The sequence below is a fragment of the Actinomyces acetigenes genome (genome assembly GCF_031296635.1).
Taxonomy (GTDB): Bacteria; Actinomycetota; Actinomycetes; order Actinomycetales; family Actinomycetaceae; genus Actinomyces; species Actinomyces acetigenes.
Window position 1 is genome coordinate 66,602 of record NZ_JASPFC010000014.1, and the last position, 14,336, is coordinate 80,937.

At 67.8% G+C, this 14,336-nt stretch carries 18 protein-coding genes and 1 pseudogene; 16 read left to right on the forward strand and 3 right to left on the reverse strand.

The genetic code is table 11. The features are described 5' to 3' along the window. Window positions 1-29 precede the first annotated feature (29 nt). Complete coding sequence (locus tag RIV14_RS07455; RefSeq protein ID WP_075372156.1) at window positions 30-1,235, reverse strand: CobW family GTP-binding protein; 1,206 nt, start codon at window positions 1,233-1,235, stop codon at window positions 30-32. 55 nt (window positions 1,236-1,290) lie between these two features. Between RIV14_RS07455 and rpmB the strand changes: the two genes are divergently transcribed. From rpmB to purU, 14 genes are all read left to right on the forward strand, one after another. After that, entirely contained in the window at window positions 1,291-1,530 is a 240-nt protein-coding gene (rpmB, locus tag RIV14_RS07460) for a 50S ribosomal protein L28 (RefSeq protein ID WP_003789593.1), read from the forward strand. Further along, window positions 1,527-1,700, forward strand: coding sequence for a 50S ribosomal protein L33 (rpmG, locus tag RIV14_RS07465; RefSeq protein ID WP_075372157.1), 174 nt, complete (start codon window positions 1,527-1,529; stop codon window positions 1,698-1,700). Before rpmB ends, rpmG begins: the two co-directional genes overlap by 4 nt. Continuing rightward, complete coding sequence (gene rpsN / locus RIV14_RS07470; protein WP_075372158.1) at window positions 1,700-2,005, forward strand: 30S ribosomal protein S14; 306 nt, start codon at window positions 1,700-1,702, stop codon at window positions 2,003-2,005. Before rpmG ends, rpsN begins: the two co-directional genes overlap by 1 nt. A 141-nt stretch (window positions 2,006-2,146) precedes the next feature. After that, on the forward strand, window positions 2,147-2,398 hold the full coding sequence (locus tag RIV14_RS07475) for a type B 50S ribosomal protein L31 (protein WP_009395619.1): 252 nt from the start codon (window positions 2,147-2,149) through the stop codon (window positions 2,396-2,398). A gap of 79 nt (window positions 2,399-2,477) precedes the next feature. After that, window positions 2,478-2,600 carry a type B 50S ribosomal protein L36 gene (gene ykgO, locus RIV14_RS07480; RefSeq protein ID WP_003782012.1) on the forward strand — a complete coding sequence of 41 codons (123 nt, stop codon included), beginning with the start codon at window positions 2,478-2,480 and terminating at the stop codon, window positions 2,598-2,600. 284 nt (window positions 2,601-2,884) lie between these two features. After that, window positions 2,885-3,199, forward strand: coding sequence for an urease subunit gamma (locus tag RIV14_RS07485; RefSeq protein WP_003782040.1), 315 nt, complete (start codon window positions 2,885-2,887; stop codon window positions 3,197-3,199). Then, a complete protein-coding gene (locus RIV14_RS07490) occupies window positions 3,196-3,507 on the forward strand; it encodes an urease subunit beta (RefSeq protein ID WP_075372159.1) in 312 nt (103 codons plus the stop codon). Before RIV14_RS07485 ends, RIV14_RS07490 begins: the two co-directional genes overlap by 4 nt. 17 nt (window positions 3,508-3,524) lie before the next feature. Next, window positions 3,525-5,237: an urease subunit alpha gene (gene ureC, locus RIV14_RS07495; protein WP_075372160.1), complete on the forward strand. Its 1,713-nt coding sequence runs from the start codon at window positions 3,525-3,527 to the stop codon at window positions 5,235-5,237. Between the two features lie 21 nt (window positions 5,238-5,258). Beyond that, window positions 5,259-5,750 (forward strand): urease accessory protein UreE, encoded by a 492-nt coding sequence (gene ureE, locus RIV14_RS07500; protein ID WP_075372161.1) that lies wholly within the window; start codon window positions 5,259-5,261, stop codon window positions 5,748-5,750. After that, window positions 5,731-6,492: an urease accessory protein UreF gene (locus RIV14_RS07505; RefSeq protein ID WP_075372162.1), complete on the forward strand. Its 762-nt coding sequence runs from the start codon at window positions 5,731-5,733 to the stop codon at window positions 6,490-6,492. Before ureE ends, RIV14_RS07505 begins: the two co-directional genes overlap by 20 nt. Window positions 6,493-6,526: 34 nt before the next feature. Beyond that, window positions 6,527-7,204, forward strand: coding sequence for an urease accessory protein UreG (ureG, locus tag RIV14_RS07510; RefSeq protein ID WP_178387848.1), 678 nt, complete (start codon window positions 6,527-6,529; stop codon window positions 7,202-7,204). Beyond that, window positions 7,201-8,016: an urease accessory protein UreD gene (locus RIV14_RS07515; RefSeq protein WP_075372163.1), complete on the forward strand. Its 816-nt coding sequence runs from the start codon at window positions 7,201-7,203 to the stop codon at window positions 8,014-8,016. Before ureG ends, RIV14_RS07515 begins: the two co-directional genes overlap by 4 nt. A gap of 63 nt (window positions 8,017-8,079) precedes the next feature. Continuing rightward, window positions 8,080-9,015: an urea transporter gene (locus RIV14_RS07520; RefSeq protein WP_075372164.1), complete on the forward strand. Its 936-nt coding sequence runs from the start codon at window positions 8,080-8,082 to the stop codon at window positions 9,013-9,015. 4 nt (window positions 9,016-9,019) lie between these two features. Next, a complete protein-coding gene (gene purU / locus RIV14_RS07525; RefSeq protein ID WP_075249785.1) occupies window positions 9,020-9,892 on the forward strand; it encodes a formyltetrahydrofolate deformylase in 873 nt (290 codons plus the stop codon). Between the two features lie 115 nt (window positions 9,893-10,007). On the opposite strand, the gene RIV14_RS07530 is transcribed toward purU, so the two are convergent. Both RIV14_RS07530 and RIV14_RS07535 read right to left on the reverse strand, forming a co-directional pair. After that, complete coding sequence (locus RIV14_RS07530; RefSeq protein ID WP_256699186.1) at window positions 10,008-11,528, reverse strand: MFS transporter; 1,521 nt, start codon at window positions 11,526-11,528, stop codon at window positions 10,008-10,010. 389 nt (window positions 11,529-11,917) lie between these two features. Next, window positions 11,918-12,457, reverse strand: a complete 540-nt coding sequence (locus RIV14_RS07535) for a transposase family protein (RefSeq protein ID WP_143224195.1) — start codon at window positions 12,455-12,457, stop codon at window positions 11,918-11,920. Window positions 12,458-13,222: 765 nt separating this feature from the next. On the opposite strand from RIV14_RS07535, the gene RIV14_RS07540 reads away from it, so the two are divergent. Together RIV14_RS07540 and RIV14_RS13735 are read left to right on the forward strand one after the other, a co-directional pair. Further along, complete coding sequence (locus RIV14_RS07540; RefSeq protein WP_256694965.1) at window positions 13,223-13,876, forward strand: DUF6318 family protein; 654 nt, start codon at window positions 13,223-13,225, stop codon at window positions 13,874-13,876. A 371-nt stretch (window positions 13,877-14,247) separates the two neighbouring features. Beyond that, a pseudogene (locus RIV14_RS13735) lies at window positions 14,248-14,336 on the forward strand (zinc transporter); the annotation flags it as partial.

The window sequence follows — 14,336 nt, forward strand, 5'->3', positions numbered from 1 at the left end:
GGCGGGGCTCGCGCCGCAACCGTGGGTGCTCAGCCCTCCTGGTCGGCCTGGCCGAACCAGTCGCCCAGGCCGTCGTCGGCGCCGATCCAGGCCAGGGCCTGGGCCATCTCCTCGGGGCGCAGGAGGATCCGGGCGAAGGCGCGGCGCACCTGCTCGCGCATCTCCTCGTCTCCGACGCCGGTGACCACGAGGTGGCAGCGGGGCTCGCCGGCCGCGTCGTCGCCGGTGCCGGAGACGGCGGCCGGGACCTCCGCCCAGGTTCCGGCGTCGCCGACGCTCACGGCGCCTCCGGCGACCTCCCAGGTGCAGACCCGGCCGGGGCGGCTGGGCAGCCAGAAGCAGCCGCGAGCGCACAGGCCCTGACCGGCGAGCTCCACGACCAGGGAGCGCAGGCGCTCGGGGTGGAAGGGCAGAGTGGCGCTGAGGTCGAGGGTCCACACGCCGTGCTCGTCGGGGCCGCCCCAGGCGCTGGTGGTGGCGGGGTGGATGCGGCTTAAGGAGGCGGCGACGTCGTGGGTGAGGGTGGTGAGGGTCTCCAGGAGGGGTGCGTCGAGCCCCGGGAGCAGGAGGGCGTCGTGGGGGCGCAGGTGCTCGATGAGGTCGGCCCCGGCGGGGTCCTCATCGCGCCCCAGGGCCAGGACGACGTCGGCGTAGCCGAGGTTGGTCAGGTGGACGGCGCCCGTGCAGCGACAGTCGCCGGGGAAGGCGCTCAGCAGGCGGTGCTCGAGGAGCTCGTCCAGGGCGGTCGTGGCGTCCAGGACGTGAGCGGCTCCGGCCAGTCTCACGCCGGTACCGGCAAGCTCCTCGGCCAGGCCGGGCAAGAGGTGGGCGAGCTCGATGGCCGCAGGCAGGAGGATGACCGTGGTGCCGCCCGGCTCCTGGACGGCACGGTCCTGGGCGACGGCGGCCAGGACCTCCCGCAGGGAGCAGGTGGGGCAGGTGAAGGGCATGGGGACGTCGAGCCTGACCGGTTCGTCGTCGAAGCCCTCGGCCGAGCTGTGGCTGACGAGCCGGACCAGGTCGTCGCCGGCGTCGCCGCTCCCGGACTCCTCGTCGCCGCCGAAGTGGAGCCCGGCGCGGATGACGACGGCGTCCTGGCCGGCCAGGGCGAGGTCGACCAGGTCCAGCAGGGCGGGGTCGACGGCGCCGATGACGGCCAGAGTGTGCCGGCCGTCGGCCGGGGAGCCGAGGATGTCAGCGACGTTGCCGGCAAAGTCATCCGAGGGATCGGTCACGAGGTCCTCCAGCAGAGTTGACGAAACTGAGAATCATTCTTATATCATGCTCGTCATGACCACTTACTGCCAAGTCACGGGGGCCCGGCCGGTCTTCGGCCGATCCGTCTCCCACTCCCACAAGCGCACGCCCCGGCGCTGGGATCCCAACCTGCAGCGCAAGCGCTACTGGGTGCCGTCCCTGGGGCGCACCGTGCGCCTGACGGTGTCCGCCAAGGGCATCCGCACGATCGACAAGCTGGGCATTGACGTCGTCGTGGCGCAGATGCTCGCCCGGGGGGAGAAGCTGTCATGAGCGGAGCCAGGGGGAAGGACCTGCGGCCGATCATCAAGATGGTCTCCACCGCGGGGACGGGCCACACCTACGTGACCCGCAAGAGCCGCCGCAACACCCCTGACCGGCTGGTGCTGCGCAAGTTCGATCCGGTGGTGCGCCGGCACGTGGAGTACAAGGAGTCACGCTGATGGCCAAGAAGTCCAAGATCGCCGCCGAGCTGCGGCGCCAGCAGGTGGTGGAGCGCTACGCCGAGCGCCGCGCCGAGCTCAAGCGAGCCTCGGTCAGCCCCCACCTGAGCCAGGCCGAGCGCGATGAGGCGATGGCGGCGCTTCACGCGCTGCCTCGCGACGCCTCCCCCACTCGCCTGCGTCGGCGTGACGTGGTGGACGGTCGCCCGCGCGGGCACCTGCGCGTCACCGGGACCTCCCGGGTGCGCTTCCGCGAGATGGCGCTGCGCGGCGAGCTGCCGGGCATCGTCAAGTCCTCCTGGTAGACGTGCGGGACGGGGCCAGCGGGCCCGCCCCTGCCGGGGCCCACGGCGCGCCGCAGCCTCAGCCACCCCGCCCCCCTCACCGCACCTCTACCACTCGTTCACCACGTCAGTTCTCACCTTCGCCCCATCCAAGGAGCTCGTATGCGCCCTGGGATCCACCCCAGCTACCAGCCCATCGTCTTTCGCGACAAGTCCGCAGGCTTCGCCTTCCTGACCCGTTCGACCCTGACGTCGTCGGAGACTATCGAGTGGGAGGACGGCAACACCTACCCGGTCTACGACGTCGAGGTCTCCAGCGCCTCGCACCCGTTCTGGACCGGCCAGGGCAAGATCCTGGACACGGCCGGCCGGGTGGAGAAGTTCGAGCGCCGCTACGGCAAGCGCAAGCGGTAGGCGCACAGGCGGGGCGCCACCGCCCCTCACCTCGATCTCTCACCGCCCTCACTGGACACGAAGAAGGAAAGGAGACGGCATGAAGGTTCGTGCCTCGATCCGGTCCCTGGCCAAGCAGCCGGGGTCCAAGGTGGTCCGACGCCGCGGCCACACCTACGTCATCAACAAGAAGAACCCCCGCCTCAAGGCCCGTCAGGGCTGACACTCACAACCGCCCACGCAGGGCCGGGATGCGCATCAGCACGCATCCCGGCCCTTCTTTTCCTCAGTATCGATGCCAGTCGCCGACGATTGATGGCACGTCAACCACAATCAGCCTCGCCCCGCCATGACGCGGAAAACCAGCCAGGCCGAAGCACCCGCCCCACACCACTCAACGGCCGGAAATATTTCTGCAACATGCCAGGCATTGCCTATATGCGTCCGTCATGTGCGGACAAGCTCGCGCCTATGCGCCCGCTGAGAACCGTCTCTGGGAGAGCCCTGATGCACCTCACTCCTCGTGAGCAGGAGAAGCTACTCATCGTCGTCGCCGCAGACCTGGCACGAAGACGCAAGGACAGGGGTATCCGGCTCAATCACCCCGAGGCAGTCGCCTACATCACCGCTGAGATCCTCGAGGGGGCCCGCGAAGGGCGCACAGTCACGGATCTCATGGCCTACGGGACCACCCTGCTGACCTACGACGACGTCATGGAGGGAGTCCCCGAGATGATCCGCGCGGTCCAGGTGGAGGCGACCTTCCCCGACGGGACCAAGCTCGTCTCCGTTCACGACCCGATTCGCAGGAGGCTGCCATGATCCCCGGAGAGTACCGGCTCGCGGGCGGCACCATCACCATCAACGAGGGCCGCCCCACCCTCAGTCTCGACGTCCTCAACACCGGGGACCGTCCCATTCAGGTCGGCTCGCACTTCCACTTCGCCGAGGTCAACTCCGCACTGTCCTTCGACCGGCGGGCCGCTCGCGGTTTCCGCCTCGACATTCCGGCCGGAACCGCGGTTCGCTTCGAGCCGGGCGACTCCCGCCCAGTCCACCTGGTGGCACTGGCGGGAGCACGACGAGTCTTCGGTCTGGCAGGCGAGACGAACGGCCCGGTCGAGGGCTGAGAGCACAGGAGCACATCATGAGCAAGGAACTCAGCCGTCGGGAGCACGCCGCCTTGTACGGCCCCACCACCGGGGACGCCGTCCGCCTGGCCGACACCGACCTGTTCGCCCAGATCGAGCGGGACCTGACCCACCGTGGCGACGAGGCCGTCTTCGGAGGCGGCAAGGTCATCCGCGACGGAATGGGCCACAACGGCCAGCGCACGCGGGACGAGGGCATCCCCGACACCGTCATCACCAACGCGATCATCATCGACCACACCGGTATCTACAAGGCCGACGTCGCCATCCGCGACGGCGTCATCAGCGCTATCGGCGCCGCGGGCAACCCGGACATCATGGACGACGTCGACATCGTCATCGGCGCCTCCACGGAGGTGATCGCCGGCGAGCACCGCATCCTGACGGCCGGAGGCATCGACTCCCACATTCACTTCATCTCCCCCACCCAGGTCGCCACCGCCCTGGCCTCGGGAGTGACCACCATGATCGGAGGAGGGACAGGACCCGCCGACGGCACCAACGCCACCACGATCACCCCCGGGGCGTGGAACTTGGCCCGCATGCTCCAGGCCGTCGAGTCCTTCCCCATGAACATCGGCCTGCTGGGCAAGGGCCACGCCTCGGCCCGGGAGCCTCTGGCCGAGCAGCTGCGCGCCGGCGCGGTCGGCTTCAAGATCCATGAGGACTGGGGAGCCACGCACGCCGTCATCGACGAGGCCCTCAAGGTCGCCGACGAGTTCGACGTGCAGGTCGCCATCCACACCGACACGCTCAACGAGTGCGGCTTCGTCGAGGACACCCGCCGCGCGATCGGTGGGAGGGTCATCCACACCTTCCACACCGAGGGCGCCGGCGGCGGCCACGCCCCCGACATCATCACCCTGGCGCAGGACCCCAACATCCTGCCGTCCTCGACCAACCCGACGCTGCCCTTCACGCGCAACACCGCTGAGGAGCATCTCGACATGCTCATGGTGTGCCACCACCTCAACCCCGCTATCCCGGAGGACGTCGCCTTCGCCGACTCGCGCATCCGTCCGGAGACGATCGCGGCCGAGGACGTGCTGCACGACCTGGGCGTGTTCTCGATGACGTCGTCGGACTCCCAGGCCATGGGGCGCGTCGGCGAGGTCGTCATCCGCACCTGGCAGGTGGCCGACCAGATGAAGAAGGCGCGCGGCAGGCTCGCCGGGGACCCGCAGGGCGGAGACAACCTGCGCATCAAGCGCTACGTGTCGAAGTACACGATCAACCCGGCCCGCACCAACGGGATCGCCGAGGTCGTGGGCAGCGTGGAGGTGGGCAAGTGGGCCGACCTGGTGCTGTGGGACCCCGCCTTCTTCGGGGTCAAGCCATCCCTGATCCTCAAGGGCGGCCAGATCGCCTCGGCGGTCATGGGTGACGCCAACGCCTCGATCCCCACCCCCGAGCCCACGCTCATGCGCACCATGTTCGGCGGCTACGGGGCGGCGCCGGCGTCGAACTCGATCACCTTCATGTCCCAGGCGGCTATCGACGCGGAAGTGCCCCAGAGGCTGGGGCTGCGCAAGAAGATCTGCCCGGCCCGCGGGGTCAGGCGGCTGACGAAGGCGGACATGGCCTTCAATGACGCCACTCCGGCGCTCACCGTCGACCCCGAGACCTACGAGGTCACCGTCGACGGCGAGAAGGTCACCTGCGAGCCCGCCCAGGTCCTGGCCATGGCCCAGCGCTACTTCCTCTTCTGAACCCTCAACCCTGGAGCCTTCATGATCATCGAGTCCATCTCAGGCAATATCCACGACCTGCCCGGCGAGGACCTGGAGGACGTGCACGTTGAGAGCGTGGTCCTCCCCCTGGCCGACCTCACGAAACGCATCCAACGAGTGCGCTCCGACCACGGCACCGAGCTCGGTATCCGGCTCGCGCCGGGCGCACCGGACCTGCGCGAGGGCGACATTCTGCTTCGCAACGAACGCGGGATCGTCGTCGTGCGCCTGGAGCCCACCGACGTCCTGGTCATCGCGCCCGCCACGGTGCGCGAGATGGGGGTCGTCGCCCACAACCTGGGCAACCGGCACCTGCCCGCCCAGTTCTTCGGCCCGGACGAGCCCTTCCCAGGCCTCGAGGGGCATGACGGCGTCATGGTCATCCAGTACGACCACACCGCCGAGCACTACCTGGAGCACCTGGGCGTGCGTCACGCGCGGATGGAGCGGTCCATGCCCGTCCCCTTCCGTCATGCCGAACACACTCACTGACGCCCCCACCCCGCAGTGGGGCGAGGTCGCCGGCTGGCAGCTGCCGCTGGCCCAGCTGTGCGACTCCGCGCTGCCCACGGGCGCCTTCTCCCACTCCTTCGGGCTGGAGACCTACATCTGCGAGGGCGTCGTGGACGGTGAGGCCTCCTTCGTGTCCTGGCTGCGCGCGCTCGTGTCCACCCAGCTGACCTTCTCCGAGGGGCTGGGGCTGCGGCTGGCCTTCGAGGCGGTGGCGGCCGACGACTGGGAGGCGATCGCGCACCTCGATGCGCTCCTCGTGGCTCAGGCGGTGCCGATCCAGGTGCGCCGGGCCGGGGTGACGATGGGGCAGCGGCTGCTCACCATCGCCCGCCTGGCCCTGGAAGGCACCGACGGCGATGGGCTGCTGAGCCGATACGCGGCGCTCATGGACACCGGAGACACCGAGGACACCGGGGGCTGCCGCACCCACCCCGCCATCGTGCTGGCGATCGCCGGCTACGCGCTGGCGGCGCCGCCGGCGGCGGTCACGGCGGCCTACCTCCAGTCCAGCGTCATCTCACTGACGCAGAACGCCGTACGAGCCATCCCCCTGGGGCAGGACGCCGGTCAGCGCGCCATCGCCTCGGTACGCGACGACGTCCACGCCGCGGTCAGGCGGATCGGGGGCCTCGACGAGACGGATCTGGGGGCCGCCGCACCCGGGATCGAGATCAGCCAGATGCGGCACGAGCGCCAGCGCGCCCGCATGTTCATGTCCTGAAAGACCTTCCTGAAGAGCTATTGAGGAGATTCTCATGTCAGCAGCAACCAGCCAGGAGCATGCGGATGCGCCCGGGCAGTCGGCGCCCCGCTCCCACCCCGGCCCGGTCCGTATCGGAGTGGGTGGTCCGGTGGGGGCGGGCAAGACCCAGCTCATCGAGCGCATTACCCGGGCCATGAGCCGGGAGGTCTCCATGGCCGCCGTCACCAATGACATTTACACGATCGAGGACGCCAAGATCCTCGCTGCTCAGGGGGTCCTGCCGGTGGACCGCATCGTCGGGCTGGAGACCGGGGGCTGCCCGCACACGGCCATCCGTGAGGACACCTCCATGAACGAGGCGGCGATCGCCGAGCTGGTGGAGCGCCACCCCGACCTGGAGGTGGTGTTCGTGGAGTCGGGAGGCGACAACCTCTCGGCCACCTTCTCCCCCGAGCTGGTCGACTTCTCCATCTACGTCATTGACGTCGCCCAGGGCGAGAAGATTCCCCGCAAGGCCGGTCAGGGGATGATCAAGTCCGACCTGTTCGTCATCAACAAGACGGACCTGGCCCCTCACGTCGGCGCCGACCTGGCGGTCATGGAGGCCGACTCCAAGGTGTTCCGAGGTGACAAGCCCTTCTGCTTCACCAACCTCAAGACCGACGAGGGCCTGGAGCAGGTCATCGAGTGGATCCACCACGACGTGCTCATGACGGACCTGGAGCCGTGAGCACCACCGGCGAGCTGCACCTGCGGATCGCCCGGGGCGAGGACCGGAGTATCGCCGTCGACCAATACCACCGGGGAGCACTAAGGGTGTTCCGCCCGCTGTACCTCGATGAGACCGGGCAGGTGACCTACTACGTGGTCAATCCCGGAGGCGGGTACCTGGACGGCGACTCCTATCTCACCGAGGTCGAGGTCCTCCAGGGGGCCTCGGCGGTGCTGACGACCCAGGCGGCCACGAAGATCTACCGCACCCCCACCTGCCCGGTCCGCCAGGACACCCGGGTGAACCTGGGGCCCCGGGCCGTGCTGGAGCTCGTTCCCGACCAGGTCATCGCCTACCGGGAGTCCTCCTACCGGCAGACCACCCTGGTTGAGATGGACCCGACGGCGACCTTCATGTCCCTGGAGGTCCTCACCCCCGGATGGGCCCCGGACGGTTCGGCCTTCGGCTACGACTGCGTGCGGATGCGCACTGACATCCGGGTCGGTGGGCGGTGCGCCGTCGTCGACAACCTGCGCCTGGTCCCCGGTGAGGCCGGGCTGGCGGGTCTGGGAGGCCTGGAGGGGCACAGCCACCTGGCCTCCTTCACGGCGCTCGACGCCCGGGTCGATGCCGCCCTGGTCAATGAGGTGGCCCAGATGCTGGAGGTCGACGACGTGCGCGGGGCAGTGACGCGGGTGCAGGGACCCGGCTTCATCGCCCGGGCGCTGGGCGATGACACGACCCGTCTGACCGCTCTCATGCTCGACATCAGCGAGCTTCTGCGCGGCCGGTGGTTCGGCGCGCCGAGGCTCAACCTGCGCAAGTACTAGCAACAGCCCGCTCGCCTGGGCGGCGGGCACCTCCCGCGATGCCTCTATCGATCGGAGCCCCTCATGCCTGAGTCATCTGTTCACCAGTCCCACCGCCCGGCTGACGGACCGGGTACCTCGGCCGTCCCGTCGATCGTCTCCTCCGGCGTGGGCGCACTGGGGCGCGGGGTGGGGCAGATCTTCCTCCAGCCCCGGACGCTCACCGGTTTGCTCATCGTGGCCGGCGTCGCCGTCTACTCACCGCTCATGGCCTTGCAGGTGGTCCTCGGCACAACGGTGTCAACGGTGGCGGCCAGGATGCTGGATCTACGTGTCCGTGACGGACTCCAGGGCTACAACGGGGCGCTGGTGGGAGCAGCGGCCTGGGCCGCTGTGGGGGTTTTCTGGCCGGCGACGCTGGTCACCGTGGTCGGGGCGGCGGCGTGCCCCGCGGTCCACCGCGCGCTGGAGCGCGCACTCGCCCCGGTCGGGCTCCCGGCGCTCACGGCTCCTTTCTGCATCGTCTCCGGCCTGCTGACGGCTCTGCTCAGGGCGATCGATGCGCCGATGGTGCCGGATCCGGCGCCGGTCAGTGGGGCGACGGCGTGGCTGGTCCCGGAGGCGGTGCTGACCGGGGAGTCCCAGGTGGTGCTCGTCGATTCCTGGGTGGGCGGGGCGCTGATCCTGGCCGGGCTGTTCATCGCCGGGTGGAGAGTCGGGGCGGCGGCGCTGCTGGGCAGCGTCGTCGGGACGGCAGCGACGCTGGCGCTCGTTCCCGCCGGTCAGGCGGCGCATGGTCTGGGCGGATACTCGCCGTGCCTGACGGCGATCGCGATCGGCGTCGTCCTTCTGCCTCCCGGGAGGCGGGCCTGGGTGCTGGCGGTGGTGGGGTCGGTGCTGACCGTCGTCGTGGACCGGGTTTTCACGGCGATCCCGGTGCCGACCTACACCTGGCCCTTCATCGTGACCACCTGGCTGGTGCTCGCCGTCGTCAAGTGGCGCGAGCGCCGACTAGGCTGAGGCCATGGCTCATTCCACGGCGCAACCCGACTCCGCCGCCCACCTGGTCCTGTCCCTGTCCTGCCCCGACCGCCCGGGGATCGTCCACGCGGTCACCGGCACGCTGGCGCGCCGCGGCGGGAACATCACCGAGTCCAAGCAGTTCGGGGACTCCTCCACGGGCCTGTTCTTCATGCGGGTCCAGGTGCTCACCACCGTGCCGCGAGTGGAGCTGGAGAAGGACCTGGCCGAGCTGGCCGGCGAGTACGAGATGGAGTGGAGCCTCGATGAAGTGGGGAGGGCGATGCGCACCCTCATCATGGTCTCCAAGGAGGGGCACTGCCTGACCGACCTGCTCTTCCGGGCCCGCAGCCAGGGGCTGCCGGTCGACGTCGTCGGCGTGGTGGGCAATCACGAGACGCTGCGGGACGTCGCCGAGTTCTACGGGGTGCCCTTCCACCACATCCCAGTCACCAAGGAGACCAAGGAGGCCGCCGAGGCCGAGCTGCTGGGACTGGTGGACTCCCTTAATGTCGAGCTGGTGGTGCTGGCCCGCTACATGCAGATCCTCTCCCCCGCCCTGTGCGAGCGGCTGCACGGGGGCGTCATCAACATTCACCACTCGTTCCTGCCGTCCTTCAAGGGGGCACGTCCTTACGCCCAGGCGCACGAGCGCGGGGTCAAGCTCATTGGGGCGACGGCGCACTACGTGACGGCGGACCTCGATGAGGGGCCGATCATTGAGCAGGACGTGACGCGGGCAGGCCATGAGGACTCGGTGTCCGTGCTGCAGGCCAAGGGACAGGACGTCGAGCGCCGGGTGCTGGCGCAGGCGGTGCGCTGGCACACCGAGCACCGGGTGCTGCTCAACGGGCACCGCACCGTCGTCTTCGCCTGAGCGCGCCACCGACCCGTCGCCGTCCGGATGGAACCGGACAGCGACGTGGACGACTCGGGTGGCAAGAGTCGGGGTCATGCAGGCAGATCTGGTGCAGATTCTGAGGATGTCGCGCTCAACGGTGTGGGGTGCGTGGTGTTTCTCGGGCCGGGGGATTTTTCTTCCCCGAGGTCGGCATGTTGACGCCTCCTCGTCGTAGCCACAGGACACCGACCACCAGCACCATCAGCATGATGAACAGCCCGATCGCGAAACTGGTCACCATTCCCCAGTCGGTGGCACGGTGCACGACGTCGGCAAGAAGGCTGCGCCCGGCACCGGGAGCACTAGCCGTCGTACGCAGTCCCTGTCCTGAGCGCACGCTGCTGACAAGTTCCTGCGCACCCACCGGCCACTGATCACGCACCACGTGCTCACTCGCACCACCGAACCCCACGCCGGAGACAGCCACGCCGAGCACCACGCCGATCTGCCTCATCGCAGCGGACAGCCCAGAGGCCGCACCTGCCTCATCACCCTCGAAGGAGGCGACCGCCAGCTCGTTGACCACGGTCCCGGCAGCGCCAACCGCAATGCCCGCCAGGATCAGGCCCGGCAGGAGCACCACCCAGGTCGATGAGCCGTACAACAGTACCCATGACATCAGCGCCGCGCACCCGACGACAAGGATTCCCAGCAGCCTGGCCGACGGCGCCCAGCGCCCATTACCGCCACGAAACAGCCACGCCCCCGCGATGGCACAGAGACTGAACGGGAGGAAGCAGAGTCCGGCCTGCAGGGGTGAAAACAGGTAGATATTCTGCGCATACAGCGACAGCCAGGGCATCTGCCCCACCAGACCAGCCTGGACGGCAAAGCCGGTCAGGATACTCACCACATAGAGCCGGTCAGTCAGCAGGCGTCCCGGAACCATAGGTGCGTCCGAGCGCCGCTCGACGGCCATGAACAGCCCCATCGCGGCCAGTCCGACGGCAACGCCACCAAGCGTGCGCGCACTAGTCCACCCCCAGGCCGACCCCTCCAGCAGGACGACCGTCACGCCCCCGGCGGCAAGGACTGCCAGCAGCGTTCCGGGCCAGTCCACGTCTGAACCTCTGCGATCCGCGCCGTGATCCTTCACGTACCACGACGCCAGCCAGGACACCACCCCCACAGGGACGTTGATCCAAAAGATGGAGCGCCACCCGGCGACTAGGACCAGGCCCCCACCTGCCAGTGGCCCCACTGCGATAGCCACCCCTGAGATGAGCCCGTAGATCCCGGTAGCTCGTGCCCGCTCGCGTCCGGCGGCGTAGCGATCAGAGATCATCGGCACGCCGACGCCCAGGAAGATCGCCCCACCGACCGCCTGAAGAGCCCGGAAAGCGTTGAGTACGAGCATCGAAGGGGCCAATGCGCACACGGCTGACCCCACCGTGAACAGGACCAGCCCCCATCGGAACAATCGCAGTCGCCCCAGACTTCCGCTCAACGTCGCCGCTGACATCAGCAACGCCCCCAACGGCAGCGTGTAGGCGTCCACTACCCACTGCAACTCACTCTGCGACGCGCCAAGACTCTGCCCGATATCACCCAGTGCCACCGACACCACCGTGATATCCAGGACGTTCATGAAACTCACCGTGCAGACGAGCACAAGCGCCAGAACGCGACTATCCCTTAATTCTGCTATTTCGCGACTACCGGACTCTGCTGCAGCTCCCATATCCCATCAACTCACTCGTCGTTCTCTCCAATGTCTAACCGACTGATTAGGTCCTCCAAACCTGTCCGGACAACCTTTCCAGAGACAGTCGTCGGCAAGCTGCCCGCTGGAATCACCCGCACGTCAGCAACATGCAAACCATGAGGCTTATTCGTAAGGGTGTTTGGGCGTTTAAAAGAGGTATGTCGCCAAGCAGGGTGGCGGCTGGCTTTTGAGAGATCTTTGGCGCTTAAGCCAATCCAACCAAGAAGTGAGCCACCATAATAAATAGTAGCACGAGAAATCCCTCAGTGTGAGGTTATGGGCCTGTGCGAGACGATCTACAGCACAGGCCCTCCGCCGGTGTTCGGGACGAGGGCGCTGGGGCTGTTCCTGGGCGCGTCTGACTCTGACGTGCTTGTCGCCCCGCTTGGTGTGGCGCCACACACAGGGGGTACCTCCCGCACGGGAGCGAAGCGCGCGGGGGAATCGTCGACGCCGAGGACCTCCACGCCGTCGAAGCGGTGAGGGTTGCCGGTGATGGTCTGCTCGGCTCGGGTCGGGACTGCGTTGTTGGCGGTGTGCCAGGAGATCCCTAGGGCGGCTGGTACCCGGGAGACGGACATGGCCTCCAGGGCAAGGGCCCGCAGTCCCCACTCCACCGCCGAGCGGGTCAGCCGCGCCCTGGGCTCAGCCAAGGTGGAGGTGTCCTGTCTCCACATCCGGCGGCAGTGGGTGCAGGTGAAGCGCCGCACGCGTACCACCAGCTGCGTGGGCCTCCACCCCACCGGCACGTGGGCCAGGCGCCGGGCCACCGTCCCACGAGCCTGCCCCTGGGCCCCGCAGGCCTTGCAGAAGGGGTCCTCGAACCCGATCGGCATACGGCACTCGATCACCGCACACTCCACCGTGAGGAACTGGCCCACCGCGGTCAGTCCCAGGGCGCCGGGCCCAGGAAGGTCGTCAGATCAGGGCCGATGAAGGTAGTCTCAGGCACGTCGAGGTCTCTCGTGACGGTTGTCTAGCAGCTCCCATCATCGAGGGACCTCGACCCCTACCCGGCGTAACGACGCACCCACCAACCCCAGGCACACCAATAAGCTCTACTTACTACACACCCAAACGCGAAGAGCCGGTTTTCCACAGGGTGTCTTGAGGGGCTGGTGTGGGGGCGTTGGTGCGGGTAGTGTCAATACACCGCTTGGACGGGCAGTGTTGCCTGGCCGGGCGGGGTATGGAGTTGTTTCGGCGGCGAGGAGGCTTCCGTGATGAGTGCGTCCCTACGATCCCCCAAGCCTGCGGGCGCCCGGGAGCCGGTATCCGGCCCTGGCAAGGTCGCTGTGTCGAAGCGACACCCCACCGTGCACAGGCGTCGCGGCAGGCTGGTTCTCATTGACTCTAGCGAGCCTGCGGAGCAGGTGGCTCTGAGGGGAGGGCTGGAGCAGCCAGGTGGACGGGCGACCGCTCCGGAGTCGGGCGTGGCCGAACGTGACCGTTACTCCCACCCGGGCCCCGGAAGCCACTGCGTTCCTGGAGAGCGGGTCGTGCTGGAGGTCGGGGCGGAGCTGCCGGGTGGGGTGGTGCTGTCGTCGCGCAGGGCTCGGCCCGGTTCTCGGCCCGGGGCTCGTCTTGGGCGTCGACGGGGTGTGGCTGGCCTGGTGGCGGTGTGTGTGCTGGCGCTGGGGGCGGCGGCCTGCTCGGTGAAGGACGCCAAGGCTGAGGCCAGCGTGAGCGCCAGCGCCAGCGCGTCGGCGGCTATTGCCCGGGCTGAGAAGGGCATTGCTGACGCTAACGCCTCTGCGACCGCCTCCCGGGAAGCGGCCCTGACCCCTGAGCTGCGCGCCAAGCGCGATGCCGCCCTGGCCGAACCCGCACCGGCCAAGCCCTCCCAGATGAACGAGGAGAGCCCCGAAGGGGCAGCTTCCAGTGTTCGCTACTTCCTCGACCTCTACCGCTACGCCTTCATGACCGGCAACACCACCGAGTTCGCCGCCATGAGCGATGAACGCTGCAAGTTCTGCAAGTCCACCATCGACGACGCCAACGACATTCACAGTAAAGGAGGATGGGCCGACAAATGGGACCAGGAAATTGTCGGAATAACTTACTACGAGAAGCTGGAAGGTTATGACTATAACAGAGTCAAGGTCATCATTAACTACGGAGCGATGGCCTCCTACTATGGCGACGGAAAAAACCCAACCACCTCTGAACCAACAAATAATCAAGAGGTTAACTTCGGAGTTCGATACAATAATGGCAGATGGATGGTTGGAGCCGTTGAGGCGGTTTCGAAATGAAATTGAAAATACACAGCATTACCGCTGCAATAGTTTTGGTTCTAATTCTTACAGCCCCCTCCCTCAGAGCTGAAGGCCAGGCCGACAACACTCCCGGGACAAGACTAGGAGCAAGAAACCTCGACGGTGCCAGCGAGACCTACGGCGAGGTGACTGAGACCGTCCCTCAGGAGGGTGCGCCGGATTCTGGTGGGTCTCCGTCTCAGGAGCATCCGTCTGTGACGGCCTCGGATCCGTCGATGTGGGAGGAGCAACCTCACTGGGACTGCAACACCAAACCGGGCAAAGGGCCGGATGATCCCCTGGGGTGCGTGCTCGGACGGCGAATGACCATTCCACAGGACGACACCACTGACGCCAGCGGCGGCAGCGGCCCCCGCACGATCACCACTCGTCAGGCTGCGACGCTGATTGCTCAGGGCTCGGGTATCACGCGCCAGCCCCCGGGACCCAAGGTCAT